This is a genomic window from Kitasatospora sp. HUAS MG31, assembly GCF_040571325.1.
Taxonomy (GTDB): Bacteria; Actinomycetota; Actinomycetes; order Streptomycetales; family Streptomycetaceae; genus Kitasatospora; species Kitasatospora camelliae.
This window is the reverse complement of the sequence record NZ_CP159873.1, coordinates 77,763-96,886: the sequence shown is the minus strand read 5'-3', so window position 1 is coordinate 96,886 and position 19,124 is coordinate 77,763. Positions and strand designations below refer to the sequence as shown.

Genomic DNA, 19,124 nt, shown 5'->3' with positions numbered 1-19,124 from the left:
GGACGCCCGGGGACGTTCAGCGTGCCCGCCGGGCGAGGCGGCGGCGGCTCATGACCATGCTCATCGACCAGTGGATCATTGCCTTGCTCACGGTCTCGACAACCCCGAGCTGCACCAGAGGCCCTGTCTTCATGCACGGCACGCGGCAAGATCACCCGACCGAGCTGTTCCAGCCGAACCCACGTCCACCAAGATCGATAGAGCAACGGTCACTCAGGCCTGCAGAGCCAACGCCTGGGCGGACGAGGCTCTGCGGGCCCACCGCGTCAGCGCGGCCCGCTCCTCGTCGGACAGCAGCAAGGTTCCAACTGTTCAGCGACCATGAGGGTGCGCCAGGATGGCGACATGGCCGCTGAAACGATCACTCCACGCACCATCGCCGACCGCCACCTCGACCAGGTGGCCGCCCACGACCCGCTGGAGGCCGCCTGGCTCGGCCTGCACCCAGGTGACGACCGGCAGCCGGACCTCTCGCCGGACGGTTTCGAGGCGCTCGCCGACATCGCCCGGCACACCCTCGCCGCGCTCGACGCCGCCCCCGCCACGGAGGACCCCACTGACCGTGCGTGCGCCCGGCTGCTCCGGGAGCGCCTCACCGCCGAGCTCGCCATGCATGACAGCGGCGAGAACCTCCGTCAGCTGCGCAACATCGGCGCGCACGTCCACCAGGTGCGGGACATCTTCACCTTCATGCCGACCGCCACCGACGACGACTGGTCAGCGGTGGCCGGGCGACTGCGCAACCTGCCCGCCTCGCTCGACGGGTACCGCGCGACGCTCACCGAGGGGATCTCCCGGGGACTGCTCGCGGCGCCCCGCCAGGCAGCTGCGGTCAGCGACCAGCTCACCGCATGGACCGGCGAGGGCACCGGCGGCGCGGGGTGGTTCGCCGAGTTCGTCGCCCCCGGCCCGGATCGGCTGCGCGGCGAACTGGACGCCGCTGCGCACAAGGCCACCGCTGCAGTCGCCGAGTTCCGCGACTGGCTGCGCGACACCTATGCCCCGGCCACCGCCAACACCCCGGACGCCGTGGGCCGGGAGCGCTACCGGCTCGCCGTGCGCTACCACTCCGGCGCCGATCTCGACCTGGACGAGGCCTACGCCTGGGCCTGGAGCGAGTTCCACCGGACGGCGGCCGAGATGCGAACGGAGACCGAACGCGTGCTGCCCGGAGCAGGCGTCAAGGCCGCCATGCACCACCTGGAACGGCACGGCCACGCGGTCGAGGGAGAGGATGCGGTCCGCGACTGGCTGCAGCAGCTCATGGACCAGGCGATCACCGCCCTCGACGGCACCCACTTCGACATCTCCGGACCACTGCGCAGGGTCGAGTCCAGGCTCGCACCGGCCGGCAGCGCCGCGTCAGCGTACTACTCCGGCCCCAGCCTGGACTTCAGCCGCCCCGGACGCACCTACCTGCCAACCCTCGGCCGGGACACCTTCCCGACCTGGCAGCTCGTCACCACCTGGTACCACGAGGGCGTCCCCGGCCACCACCTGCAACTCGCCCAGTGGGTCGTCCTCGCCGACCAACTCAGTCGCTACCAGACCACCTTGGGCATGGTCAGCGCCAACATCGAAGGCTGGGCCCTGTACGCCGAACGACTCATGGACGACCTCGGCTTCCTCACCGACCCCGCCCACCGCCTCGGCTTCCTCGACGAGCAGATGCTGCGCACCATCCGGGTGATCATCGACATCGGCATGCACCTCGGCCTGGCCATCCCCGCCGACTCCGGCTTCCACCCCGGCGAACGCTGGACCCCACAGCTCGCCACCGAGTTCATGGCCACCTACAACGGCAGCCCTGCTGAACTGCGCAGCAGCGAGATCGTCCGTTACCTCGGCTGGCCAGGTCAGGCCATCGGCTACAAGCTCGGGGAGCGCGCCTGGCTACAGGGGCGTGAGGCCGCCCGCCGCCGGCAGGGCGCCGCGTTCGACCTCAAGGCCTGGCACATGAAGGCGCTCTCCCAGGGCTCGCTCGGCCTCGACGACCTGGTCCACCAGCTTTCCACGCTGTAGACCCGGCAGCGACGGGCCCGTTCCGCGAGGATGACGACCTTCAGACCGCGTTTGAGATCTGGGTCGGCGGCCTCTCTGAGGGTGCTCTAGGCTCGGCCAGGTGATCTTCGACAAGTTCCCGATCGCCGGTAGCTTCAAGGAGCTGGAGTACGGCAGTCCGGACGGGCCGTTCCGCACATCGTGGAATGGCCGGCCAGCTGCTCGGCGCCCGCCGGCGGATCGGCACGCCGAAGAGGTCACGGGCTCTGGGCTCGTTCCGCCCGGCCGCCCTGGTGCTGCGCTGGTTCCGCGACGGGCGTGCACTGTATAGCCCGGGACGCCGGCATCTCGCAGGCCACCGGCTACCGCTACCTGCACGAGGGCATCGACGTCCTCGCCGAACAGGCCCCGGATCTGCACCAGGTCCTCGCCGAGTGCCGGGAGAAGGACCTGAACCACCTGGTCCTGGACGGCACGCTGGTCGAGTACGACCGCGTGACCGGCACCCACACCGGCGCCGAGGGCAAGGCGGTGGACACCTGGTACTCCGCCAAGAGCAAGGCGTTCGGGGGCGAACGTGCAGTTCCTTGCCACCACTCAGCCCTCCGCCCAGGCTTCTTCTTCCGCTCGTGCCGTGTCGTAGGCCCGGCGGGCGACGGTGACCTGGGGCAGATGGGCGTCGGACCAGCCGGCGATGGCGTCGAAGACGGGTACGAGGGTGCGGCCCAGCTCGCTGATGGCGTACTCGACCCTCGGCGGGATCTCGGCGTGGTAGGTGCGGGTGATCAGGCCGTCGCGCTCCAGCTGGCGCAGGCGCTGGGTGAGCACCTTCGGTGTGATCGCCGGCAGGAGCCGCTGCAGTTCGTTGAAGCGCGAGCGTCCGTGGTGTTCGAGGGCCCACAGGATCGGGGTGGTCCAGCGGCTGAACACCAGCTCCACCACCGGGTTGATCGGGCACACCTGCTCCACCGGATCGGTCACGGCACTCTTCCTTCCGCTCTCGCCCGCAGTCCTCGAACCTCAGCGGCGGAGGCACTTTCCTGCAGGAAACCACTATCCGCAGGATACTAGGTTGGTGGTGTCAGCAAGCGGGCCGGCAGCCGGCCGGACCGCTCGGCGATCAGTCGGCCGCCCGTCCTGCCGACGGCAGTCCGCACTACCGAAAGAGGCACCACCATGACGTTCCCCGCGCTGCCCGAGCGTGCGGGTGACCGGCCCGGGACAGGGCCCGAGGTTCCGCACCTGCAGCTCACCCAGCCCAGCCCGCCGCAGATCAAGGAGGCGCTGCGGCGGTGGATGGCCACCGCGCTCCCCGGCACCGTCTCGGGCCGCAGTGAGATCTCCGTCCCCAGCACCTGGGCGGTGTTCCTCAGCGATGCCGCCCCCGCAGGCGGTGCCAGGCTGTTCCTGCCGCGCGGGAACGCGGAGTTCGTGCACCTGCACGCCGACGGCAGCCTGCACCTAGCCCTGGACCCGGCCGACCACGCCGCGTTCCTGGCCTCCGGATGGGGCGAGAAGCACCCGCTGTACGACCGTGGCGTCAACGTCGTCATGTTCTACGCCCCGCGCGACGAGGCCGAACTGGAGGTGGCTAAGAAGGTCATCGCCGCTGCCTACCGGTACGCCACCGGTCACGCACCGAGCGCCGGGCCGGCCGCGGCCTGACCCTTTCCCCGACCTGCGCGCCGTAGCGCGGCGCAGGCGGCCAGCACCGCCGACGCACCCCTGCCGGCACCCTGCAGGACTCGCTCCGGGCGTGGCGCTGTGTCAGGCGACGGAGTGGGTGATGGTGCCGGTGTAGGTCCCGGCCGTGGCGCCGGCGGGGATGGTGATCACCAAGGTGGGGTTCCAGCTGGTGGAGCTGTTTCCATTGCCGTTGGAGCTGAAGGCGGTTCTGGCGCTGTTGAGTGGCTGTTTGTTCGAGGCGTCGCTCTGGCCCGGCGAGGAGATGACGGTGCCGTTCGTACTGGTCGCGGGTCCGGACCAGTAGGAGACGTTGGTGGTGGTGATGGTCTGGGCGGGCGCGGCGGCGCCGGTGGTGAAGTTCGTGGCGGCCACCGTGGCCGACCAGGTGCTGGTGGCCAGTCCTCGCCCGTCCGAGACGGTGACCTGGCCGAGGGCTGCGCTGATGGTGCCGGAGGGTGCTGCGCTGCCGAGAGACGTCGCGGTGGGCAGGCTGATCGCCAGGGTGCCGGTGTTGGGGATGACGCTGATCTGGGTGCTGTTGCTGCCGCTGGTCTCGACGCTGTCCACGACCGCGCGGGTGAAGCTGGCCTTGCCGCCGGAGGAGGCCGACAGCTTCCCGGCGGCGGTGTAGATGATGCCGCCGCCGGTGATCTGTGTGCCGTTTCCCGTGACCGAGACCCCTGCGGTGTTGTTGCGGTCGGCGATGATCGAGAAACCGGAGAAGGCCCCGGTGGCTGGTGCGCTGAGGGTTGTCTTGCCGCCGGTTTGGTCGAGGAAGAACGAACCGAGGGTGGCCACCGGGCAGGCCACCGGGTAGGTCGCGCACGCCAGGTAGATCGTCACGCCGGTGCCGTTCAGTTTCCCGCCGGAGATCGTGATGCCGGTCGTGACGACGTAGGTGCCCGGGTTGAGGGTGAGCGTGCCGGCCAGGTTCGCGATGCTGGTGTACACGCCGGGGTTGATCGTCTGGTTCCCGGAGATGTGGTTGATGCTGGGGTACGGTGCGGCCGGTGTCGTGGGGCAGGCGGATGCGGCCGGGCACTGGGCCAGGGCGGCGTACGGGTCGGTGCCGGCGGTCTGGTTGGTCGGGGTGGGGTTGTACGAGCCGCCGCTGGAGGTGGCGAAGCCGGTCGGAGCCGCCGGCCCGCCGATCGTGCCCCCCCGTCGCGGTAACGGAGGTGGTGCCGCTGACCAGCGCGGCCTGGCTGTTCGTCGAGTTGACCAGGATGCTGCCGGTGACGTGAATGCTGCCGGGATGGACGTACAGGGCATTCGCCGCGTTCGCGTTGAGAACGCACAGGCTCGCCGTACACTCTCCCGCGGCCCACGCCGTCCCGGACGGACCGCCCCCGACCCAGCTCAGCGTCCACACGAGGGCGACCACCAGAGCATGAACCGCGCAGGGCAGACGGCCCAGTCCGCCGCGAGTGCGGCCCCGGCCACTCGCGGACGGCCGGATCGGGGGGCGCCCCGGGGCTGCGCCGGCCGGTTCCCTGTTGCCACCCCGGTGCCGGTCCGTGCCTGCCCGGCCGATGCCTGAGCGTCCAGCGGTCACCTTCGCTGCTGCGTTCACCATCCTCAGCACGGCCCAGAACGTACCAAAAGCGCTCTTTTGGTCGGCCGTTCCTGGGCGAAGCGATCTCCCTCAGCGTGTCGGATCTCGGAGCGACCGCTGGCGGCCAGGACGGCGGGGTGGCTGGTTGGCACCCGCCCGGCGGTTGGATGTCCGAAGGCCGAAAAAAATATTCACGCAGGGTGTGACACAGGCGCGCCGATGACGGTGTCGCGCTCCGCGTACCAGCGAAGCGAGTCGCGGATGCCGTCCTCGATCGAGCGCTCGGGCTTCCAGCCGAGGAGGTCGAGGGCACGGGTGCTGCGGGTGTAGGCGCCGGCGGAGTCGCCGGGGCGGCGGTCGGTCTCGATGGTGGCCAGGGGGCCTGCGATGACGTTCTCGAAGGCGGTGACCAGCTCGCGCACGGTGGTGCCGGTACCGGTACCGAGGTTGATGACCTGGTAGCCGCCGTCCGCGGTGACTGCGTCGAAGCGCAGCAGCGCCCGTAGGTGGGCGTGCGCGAGGTCCCAGACGTGGACGTAGTCGCGGATGCCGGAGCCGTCGCGGGTGGGGTAGTCGGTGCCGGTGATGGTGAACCGCTCGCCGGCGTGGTGGGTGTCGATCATCTTGCCGAGGGCGTGGGTGGGCTTGCGGATCTGCAGGCCGGTCCGCAGCTCGGGGTCCGCGCCGATCGGGTTGAAGTAGCGCAGTGAGATCACGCGCAGCTGCCCGGAGGCGGCGATGTCGCGCAGGACGTCCTCGAAGATGGCCTTGGTGCGGGCGTACGGGCTGAGCGGCTCGATCGCCGAGTCCTCGTCGACGGTGAAGTCCTCGCTGGTGCGGTAGATCGACGCGGAGGAGGAGAACAGCACCCGGACGCAGCCGTTGCGGGCCAGGTGGCCGAGGAACTCGATGCCCTTGGCGACGTTGGCGTGGTGGTACCCGAGCGGGTCGGCGACCGAGTCGGGAACGACGATCAGCGCGGCGCAGTCGACCACCGCCTCGATGTCGGGGTGCTCGGCGAATATCCGGTCGACCAGCGTGCCGTCGGCGATGTCCCCCTCGTAGAACGGGCGGCCTTCGGTGAACTCGCGGCGGCCTGTGACCAGGTTGTCCAGGACGACCGGCTGGTGGCCTTCGTCGGTGAGCAGTGAGGCGATCGTGCTGCCGATGAAGCCAGCTCAGCCGGCGATGAGGACCTTCACGGCCCCTCCTCTGTGCTTGCCAGGTGCTTGGCCCCGGTGGGGGCGGCGACCGGCCGAGCCTAGCGAACGGCCCCTGGCACCTGGGCCGATGCCCGGCTGACGGCCCGTTTCCACGGTGCTCCGGGCGACGCCGAAGCATAGGTGGGAAGCCCGTGGACCGTGGCCGAGTACAGGTGCGGTAGGCCCGGAGCTCGGCGGCGACACCCGGCCCTGCCTTGGCTGGTCATCGAGATCGAGCGTGGCAACCGCCGACAAGCCCGCCCGTGCCGCCGCCGGCAGACGCCTGGCGATCTGGCTGCGCTGGGCTGGACCTGTACCCCGGACCATCCCGGCCAGAGTGCTGCTGATCCACTTGGCCGCCGTCCCGGCTGCTCGTACCGGCGAGCGGCGCGTATACACCCTCACCGAGCAGGCCGCGGCTGCCGCGGTGGTCACCGTCGGACGCTGATCCGGCGCGGGCGGCTGGCTCGCGCGCGTAGACCACCCGTCAGGGGCATACGGCCGTCCCGGGAGAAGCGCAGCGATCCGGTTCTGGACAGGGTTCTGGATATTGGGCAGCACCCACGCTGCCAGGGTGGCAGCAGCGGTGCTGCCACCCCCTTCGTTCGGCGTGGGTGTTCGGGGCGCGTTTACTGGGCTCTGTCGTGTGCCCGGCCCCGCGAGGGCGGTCGGGCCCCTGCCGACCGAGGTGTTCAGGCGGTCCCGGACGAGCGCGAGGGGTGCCTTGACCGGCTGGTGGAAGCCGTCGATCAGCGCGATGAAGTCCCGCTCGCCGACGGCGTCGGTCTGCTCGACGGCCGTGAGGCATGAGCGCGGCCGTGCTGATCGACGCAGCACCTCGCGGATCTCGAGTCGCGCGAGGTGCTGCCGCGCCGGGCAGCTGCGAGAGCACATCTGACGGGTCGTCGGACCCCCGTCGATCGGCGGGGGCCTGGCCCCCGTCGAATGGCTTCGCACACGGTAGTTTCCGTGAAGGTTCTGCCGTGGCCATGTCATTTCCCCTTGGTGGGCTGTCAGGATTTTCCCAGCCCGCCCCGCAGGGTTCCCGCCCTCGGTGCGCCCGGCCCCTCTGGCAGCTCCGTGCGCCTCACCCCACTGTGCGAAGGAGTCCCATGTCCTCACACGCCCGTACCCGGATCCCGAAGGCGGCCATCGCCGCCTCGGCCGCCCTGCTCCTCGTCGGGATACCGGCGCTGGCGCAGGCCACCACCTCGACGGCCGGCACCACCACCCCGGCGGCTGCGGCCGTCGACTCGCCGAACCTCGCGAGCCGCGCCCAACTGCTCTCCGACGCAGGGCTCCAGAGCGCGGTGCTGGCCACGTCGCTGGGTCTCAGCGGTCCGGAGAAGCTGATCGCCAAGGACGCGTTCCGTGACGCCGACGGCACCCGCCACCTGCGCTACGAGCGCACCTACCGCGACCTGCCCGTCCTCGGTGGCGACCTGATCGTGCACCAGGCGGCGAACGGCTCGGCGACGAGCGTCGACCGCGCCGCCAAGGCCTCGCTCGACGGCCTCGCCACCACCCCCGCCCTGGCCGCTCCCACGGCGCAGGCCACCGCCCTTGCCGCCGAGGCCGGTTCCACCGTCCAGGCCGCCCCGCGCCTGGTCGTCTGGGCGGCGAAGGGCGCGCCGAGCCTCGCCTGGGAGACCGTGGTCTCCGGCAGGCAGAAGGACGGCACCCCGAGCAGGCTGCACGTCGTCACCGACGCCGGGAGCGGCGCGGTGCTGCAGAAGTTCGAGGGCATCCAGACCGGCAGCGGCAAGGGCGTGTTCGTCGGCAGTGTCGACCTGACCACCACCCAGTCCGGTACGCAGTACCAGCTGAAGGACGACAGCCGCGGCGGCCAGTCCGCCACCGACATGGCCAACGGCACCTCCGGCAACGGCACGCCGTTCGCGAACTCCACCGACAAGTGGGGCGACGGGACGGCCGGCAACCGCGAATCCGCAGCCGTGGACGCCTACTTCGGCGCCGCCAAGACCTGGGACTTCTACAAGAACACGTTCAAGCGCAACGGCATCCGCAACGACGGCGCCGGCGCGCTCACCCGGGTGCACTACGACAAGGGCTACGTCAACGCGTTCTGGGACGACGCCTGCTTCTGCATGACCTACGGCGACGGCCAGAGGGACAGCGCCCCGCTCACCGAGATCGACGTCGCGGGCCACGAGATGACGCACGGTGTCACCTCGGCCACCGCGAACCTCAACTACTCGGGGGAGTCCGGCGGTCTGAACGAGGCGACCTCCGACATCCTGGGCACGATGGTCGAGTGGTACGCCAACCTGCCCGCCAACCCCCCGAACTACTGGATCGGCGAACTGATCAACCTCAGCGGAGACCACAAGCCGCTGCGGTACATGGACCAGCCGTCCAAGGACGGCAACTCCGCCGACTCCTGGTCCGACGGCGTGGGCAACCTCGACGTCCACTACTCCTCGGGCGTGGCCAACCACTTCTTCTACCTGCTGTCCGAGGGCAGCGGCAGCAAGAGCATCAACGGCTTCGACTACAACAGCCCGACGGCGAACGGCATCTCGGTCACGGGCATCGGTCGGGACAAGGCCGCCCAGGTCTGGTACCGGGCGCTCACCACCTACTTCACCTCCACCACCGACTACAAGGGCGCCCGCGACGCGACGGTCAAGGCCGCCGGCGACCTGTACGGCGCGGGATCCACCGAGGCCAAGCAGGTCGCCACCGCCTGGGCCGCGGTCAACGTCGGCTCGCTGCCCAGCTGATCGAACAGACATCCGGAAGACCGGCACCCGGAACAGCCTTCGGCGTCCTGCCCGCTCGACGAGCGGGCAGGACGCCACACACGTTCCCGTACACCATCGCCTACTTCTACTGACCTCGGCTGGTCAAGGGCAGAAGATCGACCGGGTACGTCCGCGTGATGCGGAGACCCCCCTCCGGCTGGTGCGGGGACCCCCGTCCGCGTGGTGCATAGACCCTGTCCTCTGGCAGATGATCTCGACCGATTGCCACATGATCTTGACCAATGCCAGGTATCTACCACGTGCTCGTGGCGCTCGGCTGACACCGTTGACTGCCCGCCGGCCGCTACCTCCGGTCTCGCCACTCCGCCGGAGGGAGGTGGGTCTCCGTGTAGTCACCGATCCGGTCCGCCCGCTGGCAGAACAGCGCGCGTGTCCCTCTGAAATACGGGGGCTGGGCTCAGGGCTTCAAGATCATCCCGTTGCCCCTCTGACGCGGATCTCGGAAGTGGACCGCAAACGTGCCGGTCACGGACGGGCCACCGCGACGTAGAGCGGCGTGCCTATGAACTTGATTGAGTGATGTCGGAGCGGTTCGCCTGACAGTGATCGGTGTGCTCCGGTAGCCCTGGACCGTGAGATACGCACAGGGCGGCGGCTTGACCGACGCTGGGAGGGCCGCGCGGGAGCGGATCCGGCTGCAGGCCGTGGAACGCTTCGAAGACGGGCAGAAGAACCGAGAGATCGCTGCCGCGTTGCGGGTCAGCGAGCGGTCCGTGGAGCGGTGGCGGCGCCAGTGGCGCGAGCGCGGCGAGGCCGGGGTGCGGTCGAAGGGATCGCCGGGGCGTCCGAGGCTCAGTGAAGCGCAAATCGCCAGGCTGGCACGGGAGTTGGAGCGCGGACCGCTGGTCCATGGCTGGGCCGACCAGCGGTGGACACTGGCACGTATCAAGACGCTGATCGGTCGCTTGTTCCACGTGAGCTACACGGTGGAGGGCACCTGGCGGCTGCTGAGGCGGCACGGCTGGTCCTGGCAGCAGCCGGCCCGGCGGGCGATCGAGCGCGACGACGAGGCGGTCGAGGTCTGGAAGAAGGAGATGTGGCCGTTGGTAAGAGAACCGCGGCGGCGTGCAACGGCTGGATCGTCTTCGAGGACGAGGCCGGGCAGTCGTTGACGCCGCCGCGCGCGAGAAGCTGGGGCCGCAAGGGCATTACGCCGGTGGTCCGGGTACGTGGCCGAGGCTCGGGCCGGGTGTCCATCGCCGGTCTGACCTGCTACAAAACCGGGAAGCGTTCCCGGATGTTCTACTCGATTCGCGAGTACCGGGGCCGCAAGGGTGAGCCGAAGGGGATCGGCTGGCGCGACCTGCGCGACCTGCTGGTCAGGGCACACATCCAGCTTGGCGGCCCGATCGTGCTGGTCTGGGACAACCTCCGCATGCACCTGGTCGAGCCACTGCGTGAGTTCTTCTCCGCCCACGCCGACTGGATCACCGTCTTCCAACTTCCGAACTACTCACCTGACTTGAACCCGCAGGAGGGCATCTGGTCGCTGGTCAAGCGCGACATCGGCAACCTCGCCGCAGCCAACCTCGGCCAGATCACCCGCGCCGTCAAGCACAGACTCAAGCAGATCCAGTACCGCCCGGACCTGGTCGACGGCTGCCTGGCCGGCACCGACCTGATCATGGACGGCTGGCCGACATCACGAATTCAAGTTCAGTAGTTACCTGGTTGCCGCGTCGGACCCGAAGCGACCCACGCACAGAAAGATGCGCCCCGGCTTGGCCGGGGCGCATCGCTACTAGCGGGAACTAGATCAAGTTGTCAGTAATCCACTCGACGATCGCTTGCCACTTGTCAGATAGATATGCAACGGTCGGGGCGCCTATCGCCATTTTGGTCGGGATCCCGAGAAGGCGGTAGTAACCATCTCGCCTCCGGTCCTTTTTGCGGGCTACTTCGGAATCCAGGATCAATTGCTCCAGGTCGGCCAAAGTGGGAGAGGTTGAAACCTGGGTTGTATGACATCGCAAACATCTCAAATCCGTAAGATCGGTAATAATCTGCAATTGCGAGCAACTTGGACATTGCCACATTACGGGCCCATTCTGACCTCCAGTAGTGGGCTGCCCCGCCGCTTGCGACGGGTCGGTGTTCGGTGTGGGCGCTGACAGGTCTGTCATCACAGTTCCCTTCATCACCTGAGGCCCGGTTGCCCCAGGGAACTTTGGGGGTCGAACTCGGGAACAGGTGTCGGACCGTCAGCAGGCCCTGCACATGATGGAGTTGTTGAAGGCAGTCTGGCGGCAGCGAATGATCCAATCAAGCCCCTGGGCATACGCGCGTAGACCACGGCCACCTGCCTCTCCTCCCGCCCCATAGCGGGCCCAGCACCTCCAGCTCGTCCGCGGCCGGTGTGCGTCCTCGCGACGCCGCATCGCCATGCCAACGTCCTCCAGATTCTGGGGCCCAGCCCGCCCCCGGACGGCGCCCAGCGCAGGCTGCTCGGACCAGACGGCATGGGGCGTCCGGGGCTGCGGCGGCGTGACGGTAAGCGATGATGCCGAGGGGGTGGGGTGCGGTGGTGACTGGCTTGCCGCGGCCGGGGTGTAGATGACCTTGCCGTCGCCGATGTAGAGCTGGATGGACGCCGCCGTTGGTGAGGAGACCGCCGGGCCCCAAGGCGTTGCGGCTGGTGGAGGTACCGGTGGTGCGCATGCCCCAGGTGATACGCGGCAGGATCAAGCCGGCGGTCTGCCAGGCGCGCATGACCAGGCACCTCAGAGGGTGTTCGATACCGATTTAGGCTGCCGCAGGCGGTTTCGGGCGGAGGTATTGCCCGGTTCTGTCCGGGCTGGCGGTCAGCCGGGTGGTCATCGAATCGACCATGGCCCACTGGATCATCGAGCGTGACCGGTCCGGCAGCTCCTCGTAGTCACGGTGGAGCCGCCGGTACCGGGCCATAATCCCGAATGTCTGCTCCACCCGCCAGCGGATCGGCTGGACGACGAAGCCCTTCTGCTCCTTGTCCCGGGCGACGACCTCGACATCGATGCCCAGTGCGGCGCCGTGCCTGACGACGGCGTGGTTGTAGCCGGCATCGACCCAGGCCTTGGTCACGCTCGGCCACCGGTCCGCGAGGACGTCGAGGACTTGCTTCCCGCCGGCAGAGTCCTGGACGCCGGCGGCGGTGACGATCAGCACCAGGAGCAGGCCAAGGGTGTCGGTGGCGATGTGCCGCTTACGACCCTTGACCTTCTTGCCACCGTCGAAACCCTGGGAGTCGGCGGGAGCGTTGGGCGAGGCCTTCACCGACTGGGCGTCGATGATCGCCGCGGTCGGCAGGATCCGGCGACCCTTCTTCGCCCGGAGTTGGTCACGGAGCGTGTCGTGGATCTGCTCGGTGGTCCCGTCGCGTTCCCACTCCTTGAAATAGCCGTAGACGGTGGTGTGGGGCGGGAAGTCGTGCGGCGGGTATCGCCAGGCGATGCCGGTCCGGGCGACGTAGAGGATCGCGTTGACCACCTCGCGCAGCTCGGTGATCGGCTCACGACCCTCGGCTCGCGCCGCCCGCCATCGCAGCAGCATCGGCTCGATGAGCTGCCACTGATCGTCCTTCAGGTTCGAGGGGTACCGGCGTCGTTCCGTCACGGTCGATCAATATCGCGGACACGGACCCGGCCGCCACGAGATCATGGAACCGAGTCCTTGCCGTGCCGATCAAAGCCGGACAGTTGGGGGGATTCACCTACCGAACACCCTCTCAGAGACATCAGGCTGGTGCTGGGTCTCGCTCCTTAGGAAGCGGCGCGCAGGTGCCTGCGGGTGGTCTTGGCGACGGCTTTCTGGAGTTCGGCGCGGGTCATGGTGGAGCGGTGGGCGATGTCGTACTCGGTGGCCTTCTTTCCGGCCTTCGGCTGTGACGTGTCGAGTCCGTGCCCTGCGTCCGGACAGGGAGCCCGTTACGGTCCGGTCACCGCTTCACCTGCGTGAACGATCTCCTTCGCGATCGTCCCGGTTCCGGCCAGGACGTGGTAGATGGAGCCGCCCGCCAGGACCAGGGCACCGAACAGCACCCAGCCACCCGGCCCGCTGTCCACCTGGAGGTCCGAGCCGCCCGCTGCGGGCACGCGGTTCTCGTCGGCCGACGTTCGCGTCATCTCCCTGAGAATGTGTCCCGTACCAGCCACGGCATGGGCGGCTCCGGCGAGCGCCATGGTGGTGACACCGATACCGAACCACCCTGCTCGCCCGATCTCGTCCATTCTTCTCACCGTCCCTGACTGGGGAGAGGCAGCGGGAACACTGCTCGCTTGCACCTCGATCCTCGTGCGGCGTGCACAGGGGCGACAGAGGCGATGGGGTAGCTCGGCAGGGCCGCTGGACCCAGTCGGCCGCGACCGAATGGCCTCGCCGAACCGTTCCGCTGCCCGCGACGCCGCGCTGGAGGCTGTCCGGGCTGGAGGAACTTCCCAGGGAGGAGCGGCGGGGGCTGCGGAGGCCAGACTGATCGCCGGAGCCCGGCGGGGCAGAACAGGCTTATCTGTCGAGATGGCAACAATACGTCCATGGCGACGAGAGCGGACGATCCGGCGGTCGGCTCCTCCACGAACCTGATCCTGCTGACCCTGGCCGCGGGGCAGTTCCTGATGGCGCTCGATAGCTCGGTGATGAACGTGTCGATCGCGACCGTGGCCGAGGACGTCGGCACCACGGTGACTGGGATTCAGGGCGCCATCACTGCCTACACGCTGGTGATGGCCGTTCTCATGGTCCCCGGTGGCAAGGTCGGTGCGATCATCGGCCGCAAGCGGGCGTTCCTGATCGGGTGCGTCATCTACGGCTGCGGGTCGCTGACCACGGCGCTCGCCCCGAACCTCCCCGTCCTGCTGCTCGGCTGGTCGTTCCTGGAGGGTGTCGGCGCGGCGCTCATCCTGCCCGCGATCGTGGCGCTGGTCGCGGGCAACTTCGCCCCGCAGCGGCGTCCGGCCGCCTACGGGCTGGTCGCGGCGGCCGGTGCGATCGCGATCGCGGTCGGGCCGCTCATCGGCGGCCTCGCGACGACGTACTTCTCCTGGCGCTGGGTTTTCGCGGGAGAGGTCGTGATCGTGCTCGGCATCCTCCTCCTCGCCCGGCGCGTCAACGACGCGCCGCCCGGTCGGCGCCCGCGCATCGACCTCGTCGGCGCCCTCCTGCTGGCCGCCGGCCTCGGCGTGTCCGTGTTCGGGGTGCTCCGCTCGGACACCTGGGGCTGGTTCCTCCCGAAGCCGGGCGAGGCGTCCTGGTTCGGGCTGTCGCCGGTCGTATGGCTGCTGCTGGTGGGCCTGCTCCTGATCTGGCTCTTCCTCCGCTGGGAGGAACGCCTCGTCAAGCGCTCCCAGGAGCCGCTGGTGGAACCCGCGCTGCTGCGCAACCGTCAGCTCTCCGGCGGTCTCGTCATGTTCTTCTTCCAGTACCTCGTCCAGATGGGCGTCTTCTTCGTCGTACCGCTCTACCTGTCCGTGGCACTCGGCCTGTCCGCCCTGTCGACCGGCGTGCGGATCCTGCCGCTGTCCGTGACGCTGCTCGCGGCCGCGATCGGCATCCCGAAGCTGTGGCCGAAGGCGTCGCCCCGGATGGTCGTGCGGATCGGACTGCTGTCGATGGTCGCGGGCGCGGTGGCCCTGATGGCGGCCCTCGAGCCCGATTCCGGGGCCGAGGTCGTCACCGTCCCGCTGCTGCTGATCGGCCTGGGCATGGGTGCGCTCGCCTCCCAGCTCGGAGCGGTCACGGTCTCCGCGGTGCCGGACGAGAAGAGCGCCGAGGTCGGCGGTGTGCAGAACACCGTCACCAACCTCGGGGCCTCCCTTGGCACCGCACTTGCCGGGTCGATCATGATCGGCGTGCTGACGACCTCGTTCCTGGCCAACATCGACCAGAACCCGGCGATCCCGGCCGATGTGAAGGGCCGGGCCTCGGTGGAGCTCGCCGGTGGCGTGCCGTTCCTCTCGGATGCCCAGCTCCAGACGGCTCTGGACGACGCCGGAGTGAATCCGCAGCTGTCCCAGGAGGTGCTCGACGCCAACGCCGACGCGCGGGTCGACGGGCTCAAGGGCGCACTCGGGATCCTCGCTCTCACCGGGCTCCTCGGGCTGTTCTACCTCCAGCGCCTCCCGCGGACCCAGCCTGGCGAGGCGAATCCGTAGCACCCACAGAACCCGAGAAAGGACAGCGGTTAGGGCACGGGAGCCGCGACGCGCGAAAGCTGAGGTGAGAAGGCGGGGGCGTGCGGCAGTACCCACGTCATGGCCAGCACCTAGAGCCGGTGAGACACCTTCGAGTGTCTGGAGAACCGTCGACCTTGGGCTCCAGGCTCAGCCCGGGCCCGGAGGGCGGGTCGTCCACGGCCTTGGCCAGCGCCACCTGGATCGGCAGGTCGAACGGGATCACACCCGGCTGATACCCGGCGGCGGGGTGCTCTGACCTGCGCGGACAGCGACCGCCGACTGTGGTGAGCCACCTTGCCCATATTCGATCGAATGTTCGATGATGGGTGGGTGAACAGCCACACCCAAGCCTCGCCTCCCCGGCCCGAGAACCGCCCGTCCGGCACCAGGCTCGTGCCGGACGCGGTCCCGCTCGACCCAGGCGCGGCGCCGCAGGAGCGGACCTGGCGGCTGGTGTGGATCCGGATCGGCGGCCAGTGGCGCTCGGGGATCCTCTCGGCCTGGTGCCGGCCGCCGGGCAGCCGGATCTGGCTCGCGCAGGTCCGCTGAGGCGAGGACCGCCTCTGGGGCTGGTTCCTCTGCGACCCCACGTCGATCGTTCCCATCGCCGCTCCGCCGACAACCCCCAGCCCACCACCTCACACCCCACCGCCGAAGCCGACGGCGGAGCGGCGGGCCCGGCCGCCCGGGACCCGCGGTGACCCGCCCCACCCTCGCCGAGCTCCTGGAGACGACCTCACCCGCCACCCGGGCCCGCGAACGCGCCGCCACCACCACCCCCGTCACCGACATCCTCGCGACCCTGCTCCCGGACGGCGGCCTGGCCCACGGCACCGTCACCGAGGTCGGCCTGCCCCTGAGCCGCCTCGTCCACGTCCCCGACACCCAGCCGCTTCGCCGACGCCATCACCGCCCTCGCCCCCGCCTTCAGCGTGATCATCTGCCGCCCACCCGCCGCCATACCGGAGCGCACCGCCGCCCGCCTCGCCTCCCACCTGCGCACCCACCGCACCGTCCTCCTCGCCCACGACCGGCACTGGCCCGGCGCCCACCTGCGCCTCGACGTCACCCACCGCCACTGGCGGGGTCTCGGCGACGGCCACGGCCAGCTCACAGAGCGCCAGGTCCGTGTCGAATGCGCCGGCCGCCTCACCCGCGGCCGCACCCGCACCACCGAGCTGCTGCTGCCCGACGAGCACGGCCGGGTCAGCCCGCCTGCGGAGTTGTTGTTCACGACCGCGCCGGTGTCCCGGCAGGTGCCGGTGGCGTACGCGGCGGCCAGCGGCGCCACCAGCTGACGCCCCTCCAGGCCTCTCAGTGCTGGTCGCCGAGCACGGCGTGCAGCGCGGCGTCGTCCAGCTCGACCCAGCCGGCGAAGTCCGGGGTGACGTAGGAGCCGAGCGGCTCCTCGCGGCCGCTGGGGCCGGTCCCGCGCCGCCAGCCGAACGCCACGCCGCCCACCTCGGACGGGTACTCGAACCCGTCCGGCGCGGTCCCGACGCAGGCGACGACGAACACGCCCTCGCCGCTCGGCCGGCCGCCCTTGTGGTGTCGGTAGGCCTTCCCGGGCCGGAAGAAGTCGTCGACCATCATCATCCGGTCATCCTTTGGGCGGAGGAGCGGGCCTCGGCAGGGGCCCGCGTGGGGGTCGCGGGGCTTGTGACCAGCGCGTCTTTCCCTACACCTCCCATCTATGAGGGTGCCACGACACATCCGCCTGCCGGGACGGCCGGAGGGACGCCGCTGCACCGGTCACGACGCGGTGGGGTGGCGGTAGGCGGTGATGCTGGGGGCCGGGGGGAGGGGTGCGGTGGTGACGGGCTTGCCGTTGCCGGGGGCGTGGATGACCTGGCCGTCGCCGATGTAGAGCTGGACGTGGGCGCCGCTGTTGGTGAGCACGAGGTCGCCGGGGACGAGGTGGTCGCGGCTGGTGGGGGTGCCGGTGGTGCGCATGGCCCAGGTGGTACGCGGCAGGGTGAGGCCGGCCGCCTCCCAGGCCCGCATGACCAGGCCGGAGCAGTCGAACGCGGCCGGGCCGGTGGCCCCCCAGGCGTAGGGCTTCCCGATCTGCGCGCGGGCGTAGGCAACGACCGTCTCGGCGCCCGAGCCCGGGGGGACGGCGGGGGAGTCCTCGTCACCGCCGTTGACCGGGGTGGTCTCGGGCTGCGGGGCCGGACCGGTCTCCTCGCCCGCTGGCTCCGCGTCCTCCCCTGCTGTCTCCGGCGTCTCCGGCTGGTCGGCCGTCGCCTCGCCGGTGCTGTCCTCGCCGGTGGGGGTGGTGGGGACGCGCAGGGTGGTGCCGGCGTAGATGAGGGTGGAGTCACCGAGGCCGTTGAGCTCCTGCAGCACCGCGATGGTGGTGTGGTGGCGCTGGGCGAGGCGCCATAGGGTGTCGCCCCACCGCAGCACCACCTCCCGGGTCTCGGTCTCCGGCGGCGCCGGCGGCGGGGTCGAGCCGGTGGGGTCGGGCTCGCCAGGGGCGACCGGGGCGATAGGAGCGGACGGCGTGGGGTCGGGGGTGGCCGGTGCGGCGGGGGCGTCCATGGGGGTGAGGGCGGTGGCGGTGGGCTGGGGTCGGTCCTGGAGGAGGTCGACGGCGCCGGCGAGGACCGCGACGAGGACGGCGAGCACGACGGGCACCGTCCACCTCTGCAGCCGCCGCCCGCCGGACGTGGTCCCGGCACGAGGCACAGGGCGGGTGCGGGCCAGGGGCGGCCTGGCCGCCACCGGCCGCGAGGCGGCAGCCGGCCGCGCCGGGCCGGCGGGGACGCTCCGGGTGCTGCGGGCACGCCGCACGCTCGGGGCCACGCCCGTGCCCCAGCCGGCGCCGAGCGGCACGCTCAGCTCCGGCACCGGGAACCGGTCCGCAGCCATCCCGCCCGCGCCCTGGGCCACCATGCGACCCGGCGTCAGGGAGTCGATCTCCTCGCCGAACCCCTGCTCCAGCCGCGACCGCCTCTGCCGCCGGAGCCGCTCCTGCGTGGTCTGGAGCGAATCCTGCGCCGGGCCTTGATGCGCCATCACGAGCCCCTTCCTGCCTCAACCGGCCGCGCGGATGCGGCCCCTGAGCCAGAAGAGTTCTCGACCGGCGGGGTGTCCGGCCACAGTTCAGCCGTCCGGGACCGTCCGGACCCGTCCCACACTGTCCGACCAGCAGGAACCCTCGACGCTGGCACGAGGTTCGACTGCCACCGTCCGCCTGCTGCGCCCACCCTCTGGCTGTCCTTTGACAGGTGATCTTGGCCGATTGCCAACCGATCTCGACCAGCTCCGGCTTTCCAGGGGCTGGCCGGTTGGCTCAGTCAGTGTGGCTGTCCGGAGGGGGCCACGGTCCGTCGAAGGCCGGCCCGCAGTCGGGGGGCAGGTTGGCCACCACCAACGCGGCCGCCTCCTTCGGCGTGAGCCCCTCGCCCAGGACCGACGAGTACAGCGGCCCGTACACCGTGCACGGCGCGCTGCCCGCGATGAACGGCAGGTCGTTGCTCCACGGGAACTGTGAGTTCCGGTGGAAGGTGAGGCACCCGTGGCTCGGGAACGGGAACAGGACCCGCAGGCGCGGTTCAGCGTAGGCGGCCTCCATCACCGCCGGATTCCCCCGCCGCACCGCGGGGTCTCCTTCCAGCATCAACCGCCAGGTCTTCTCAACAGCCGTCTCCTCAGCCATTCGGCGATCATGACGCCCCCGCCCCTGGCGTGCAATCTGCCTGGCTCCAGTCCTTCGACCGGCAGGCTCATCAGACCGTCCCCT

Annotated in this window: 17 protein-coding genes; 8 read left to right on the top strand and 9 right to left on the bottom strand. The window is 70.2% G+C overall.

The genetic code is table 11. From position 1 onward, the window contains the following. Nucleotides 1-345 precede the first annotated feature (345 nt). The gene (locus tag ABWK59_RS35985; protein ID WP_354645278.1) at nucleotides 346-2,022 is read left to right on the top strand and encodes a DUF885 domain-containing protein; all 1,677 of its coding nucleotides are present in this window, start codon (nucleotides 346-348) and stop codon (nucleotides 2,020-2,022) included. Between the two features lie 576 nt (nucleotides 2,023-2,598). Here the strand turns inward: ABWK59_RS35985 and ABWK59_RS35975 are convergent. Then, nucleotides 2,599-2,982, bottom strand: a complete 384-nt coding sequence (locus ABWK59_RS35975; RefSeq protein WP_354645277.1) for a winged helix-turn-helix transcriptional regulator — start codon at nucleotides 2,980-2,982, stop codon at nucleotides 2,599-2,601. Nucleotides 2,983-3,177: 195 nt separating this feature from the next. Here ABWK59_RS35975 and ABWK59_RS35970 point away from each other — a divergent pair, with 195 nt between their 5' ends. Continuing rightward, nucleotides 3,178-3,666, top strand: coding sequence for a luciferase family protein (locus tag ABWK59_RS35970; RefSeq protein WP_354645276.1), 489 nt, complete (start codon nucleotides 3,178-3,180; stop codon nucleotides 3,664-3,666). Between the two features lie 102 nt (nucleotides 3,667-3,768). Here the strand turns inward: ABWK59_RS35970 and ABWK59_RS35965 are convergent, their stop codons facing one another. Next, the gene (locus ABWK59_RS35965; RefSeq protein WP_354645275.1) at nucleotides 3,769-4,638 is read right to left on the bottom strand and encodes a hypothetical protein; all 870 of its coding nucleotides are present in this window, start codon (nucleotides 4,636-4,638) and stop codon (nucleotides 3,769-3,771) included. A 795-nt stretch (nucleotides 4,639-5,433) separates the two neighbouring features. Continuing rightward, nucleotides 5,434-6,411 (bottom strand): UDP-glucose 4-epimerase GalE, encoded by a 978-nt coding sequence (gene galE, locus ABWK59_RS35960; protein ID WP_420492975.1) that lies wholly within the window; start codon nucleotides 6,409-6,411, stop codon nucleotides 5,434-5,436. Between the two features lie 271 nt (nucleotides 6,412-6,682). Between galE and ABWK59_RS35955 the strand changes: the two genes are divergently transcribed. From ABWK59_RS35955 to ABWK59_RS36710, 3 genes are all read left to right on the top strand, one after another. Beyond that, entirely contained in the window at nucleotides 6,683-6,892 is a 210-nt protein-coding gene (locus ABWK59_RS35955; RefSeq protein ID WP_354645273.1) for a hypothetical protein, read from the top strand. A 664-nt stretch (nucleotides 6,893-7,556) separates the two neighbouring features. Beyond that, the gene (locus tag ABWK59_RS35950) at nucleotides 7,557-9,188 is read left to right on the top strand and encodes a M4 family metallopeptidase (protein WP_354645272.1); all 1,632 of its coding nucleotides are present in this window, start codon (nucleotides 7,557-7,559) and stop codon (nucleotides 9,186-9,188) included. 614 nt (nucleotides 9,189-9,802) lie between these two features. Continuing rightward, a protein-coding gene (locus tag ABWK59_RS36710; RefSeq protein WP_420492969.1) for an IS630 family transposase occupies nucleotides 9,803-10,893 on the top strand; the annotation gives its coding sequence in 2 pieces (ribosomal slippage) (nucleotides 9,803-10,250 and nucleotides 10,250-10,893; 1,092 coding nt in all). Nucleotides 10,894-11,972: 1,079 nt separating this feature from the next. Here ABWK59_RS36710 and ABWK59_RS35935 read toward each other — a convergent pair. Beyond that, nucleotides 11,973-12,821 carry an IS5 family transposase gene (locus ABWK59_RS35935; RefSeq protein WP_354645269.1) on the bottom strand — a complete coding sequence of 283 codons (849 nt, stop codon included), beginning with the start codon at nucleotides 12,819-12,821 and terminating at the stop codon, nucleotides 11,973-11,975. Nucleotides 12,822-13,132: 311 nt separating this feature from the next. Further along, the gene (locus tag ABWK59_RS35930; protein WP_354645268.1) at nucleotides 13,133-13,435 is read right to left on the bottom strand and encodes a hypothetical protein; all 303 of its coding nucleotides are present in this window, start codon (nucleotides 13,433-13,435) and stop codon (nucleotides 13,133-13,135) included. Between the two features lie 303 nt (nucleotides 13,436-13,738). On the opposite strand from ABWK59_RS35930, the gene ABWK59_RS35925 reads away from it, so the two are divergent. Then, complete coding sequence (locus tag ABWK59_RS35925; protein WP_354645267.1) at nucleotides 13,739-15,355, top strand: MFS transporter; 1,617 nt, start codon at nucleotides 13,739-13,741, stop codon at nucleotides 15,353-15,355. A 351-nt stretch (nucleotides 15,356-15,706) separates the two neighbouring features. Beyond that, nucleotides 15,707-15,925: a hypothetical protein gene (locus ABWK59_RS35920; RefSeq protein WP_354645266.1), complete on the top strand. Its 219-nt coding sequence runs from the start codon at nucleotides 15,707-15,709 to the stop codon at nucleotides 15,923-15,925. A gap of 187 nt (nucleotides 15,926-16,112) precedes the next feature. Here ABWK59_RS35920 and ABWK59_RS35915 read toward each other — a convergent pair whose 3' ends face one another. Then, nucleotides 16,113-16,316 (bottom strand): hypothetical protein, encoded by a 204-nt coding sequence (locus ABWK59_RS35915; protein ID WP_354645265.1) that lies wholly within the window; start codon nucleotides 16,314-16,316, stop codon nucleotides 16,113-16,115. Between ABWK59_RS35915 and ABWK59_RS35910 the strand changes: the two genes are divergently transcribed. Then, nucleotides 16,309-16,674: a hypothetical protein gene (locus ABWK59_RS35910; RefSeq protein ID WP_354645264.1), complete on the top strand. Its 366-nt coding sequence runs from the start codon at nucleotides 16,309-16,311 to the stop codon at nucleotides 16,672-16,674. The genes ABWK59_RS35915 and ABWK59_RS35910 overlap by 8 nt on opposite strands. 16 nt (nucleotides 16,675-16,690) lie before the next feature. Here ABWK59_RS35910 and ABWK59_RS35905 read toward each other — a convergent pair whose 3' ends face one another. From ABWK59_RS35905 to ABWK59_RS35895, 3 genes are all read right to left on the bottom strand, one after another. Next, nucleotides 16,691-16,972, bottom strand: coding sequence for a hypothetical protein (locus ABWK59_RS35905; RefSeq protein WP_354645263.1), 282 nt, complete (start codon nucleotides 16,970-16,972; stop codon nucleotides 16,691-16,693). Nucleotides 16,973-17,128: 156 nt separating this feature from the next. Beyond that, complete coding sequence (locus ABWK59_RS35900) at nucleotides 17,129-18,397, bottom strand: NlpC/P60 family protein (RefSeq protein WP_354645262.1); 1,269 nt, start codon at nucleotides 18,395-18,397, stop codon at nucleotides 17,129-17,131. A gap of 277 nt (nucleotides 18,398-18,674) precedes the next feature. Further along, on the bottom strand, nucleotides 18,675-19,040 hold the full coding sequence (locus ABWK59_RS35895; protein WP_354645261.1) for a DUF6193 family natural product biosynthesis protein: 366 nt from the start codon (nucleotides 19,038-19,040) through the stop codon (nucleotides 18,675-18,677). Between the last annotated feature and the right edge of the window lie 84 nt (nucleotides 19,041-19,124).

Excerpts from the sequence above, each read along its gene's own strand:
- ABWK59_RS35930 (WP_354645268.1), bottom strand. The coding sequence starts at position 13,435 with ATGGACGAGATCGGGCGAGCAGGGTGGTTCGGTATCGGTGTCACCACC.
- ABWK59_RS35895 (WP_354645261.1), bottom strand. The coding sequence starts at position 19,040 with ATGGCTGAGGAGACGGCTGTTGAGAAGACCTGGCGGTTGATGCTGGAA.
- ABWK59_RS35970 (WP_354645276.1), top strand. The coding sequence starts at position 3,178 with ATGACGTTCCCCGCGCTGCCCGAGCGTGCGGGTGACCGGCCCGGGACA.
- ABWK59_RS35925 (WP_354645267.1), top strand. The coding sequence starts at position 13,739 with ATGGCGACGAGAGCGGACGATCCGGCGGTCGGCTCCTCCACGAACCTG.
- ABWK59_RS35900 (WP_354645262.1), bottom strand. The coding sequence starts at position 18,397 with ATGGCGCATCAAGGCCCGGCGCAGGATTCGCTCCAGACCACGCAGGAG.
- ABWK59_RS35915 (WP_354645265.1), bottom strand. The coding sequence starts at position 16,316 with ATGATCACGCTGAAGGCGGGGGCGAGGGCGGTGATGGCGTCGGCGAAG.
- ABWK59_RS35905 (WP_354645263.1), bottom strand. The coding sequence starts at position 16,972 with ATGATGATGGTCGACGACTTCTTCCGGCCCGGGAAGGCCTACCGACAC.
- ABWK59_RS35950 (WP_354645272.1), top strand. The coding sequence starts at position 7,557 with ATGTCCTCACACGCCCGTACCCGGATCCCGAAGGCGGCCATCGCCGCC.
- ABWK59_RS35985 (WP_354645278.1), top strand. The coding sequence starts at position 346 with ATGGCCGCTGAAACGATCACTCCACGCACCATCGCCGACCGCCACCTC.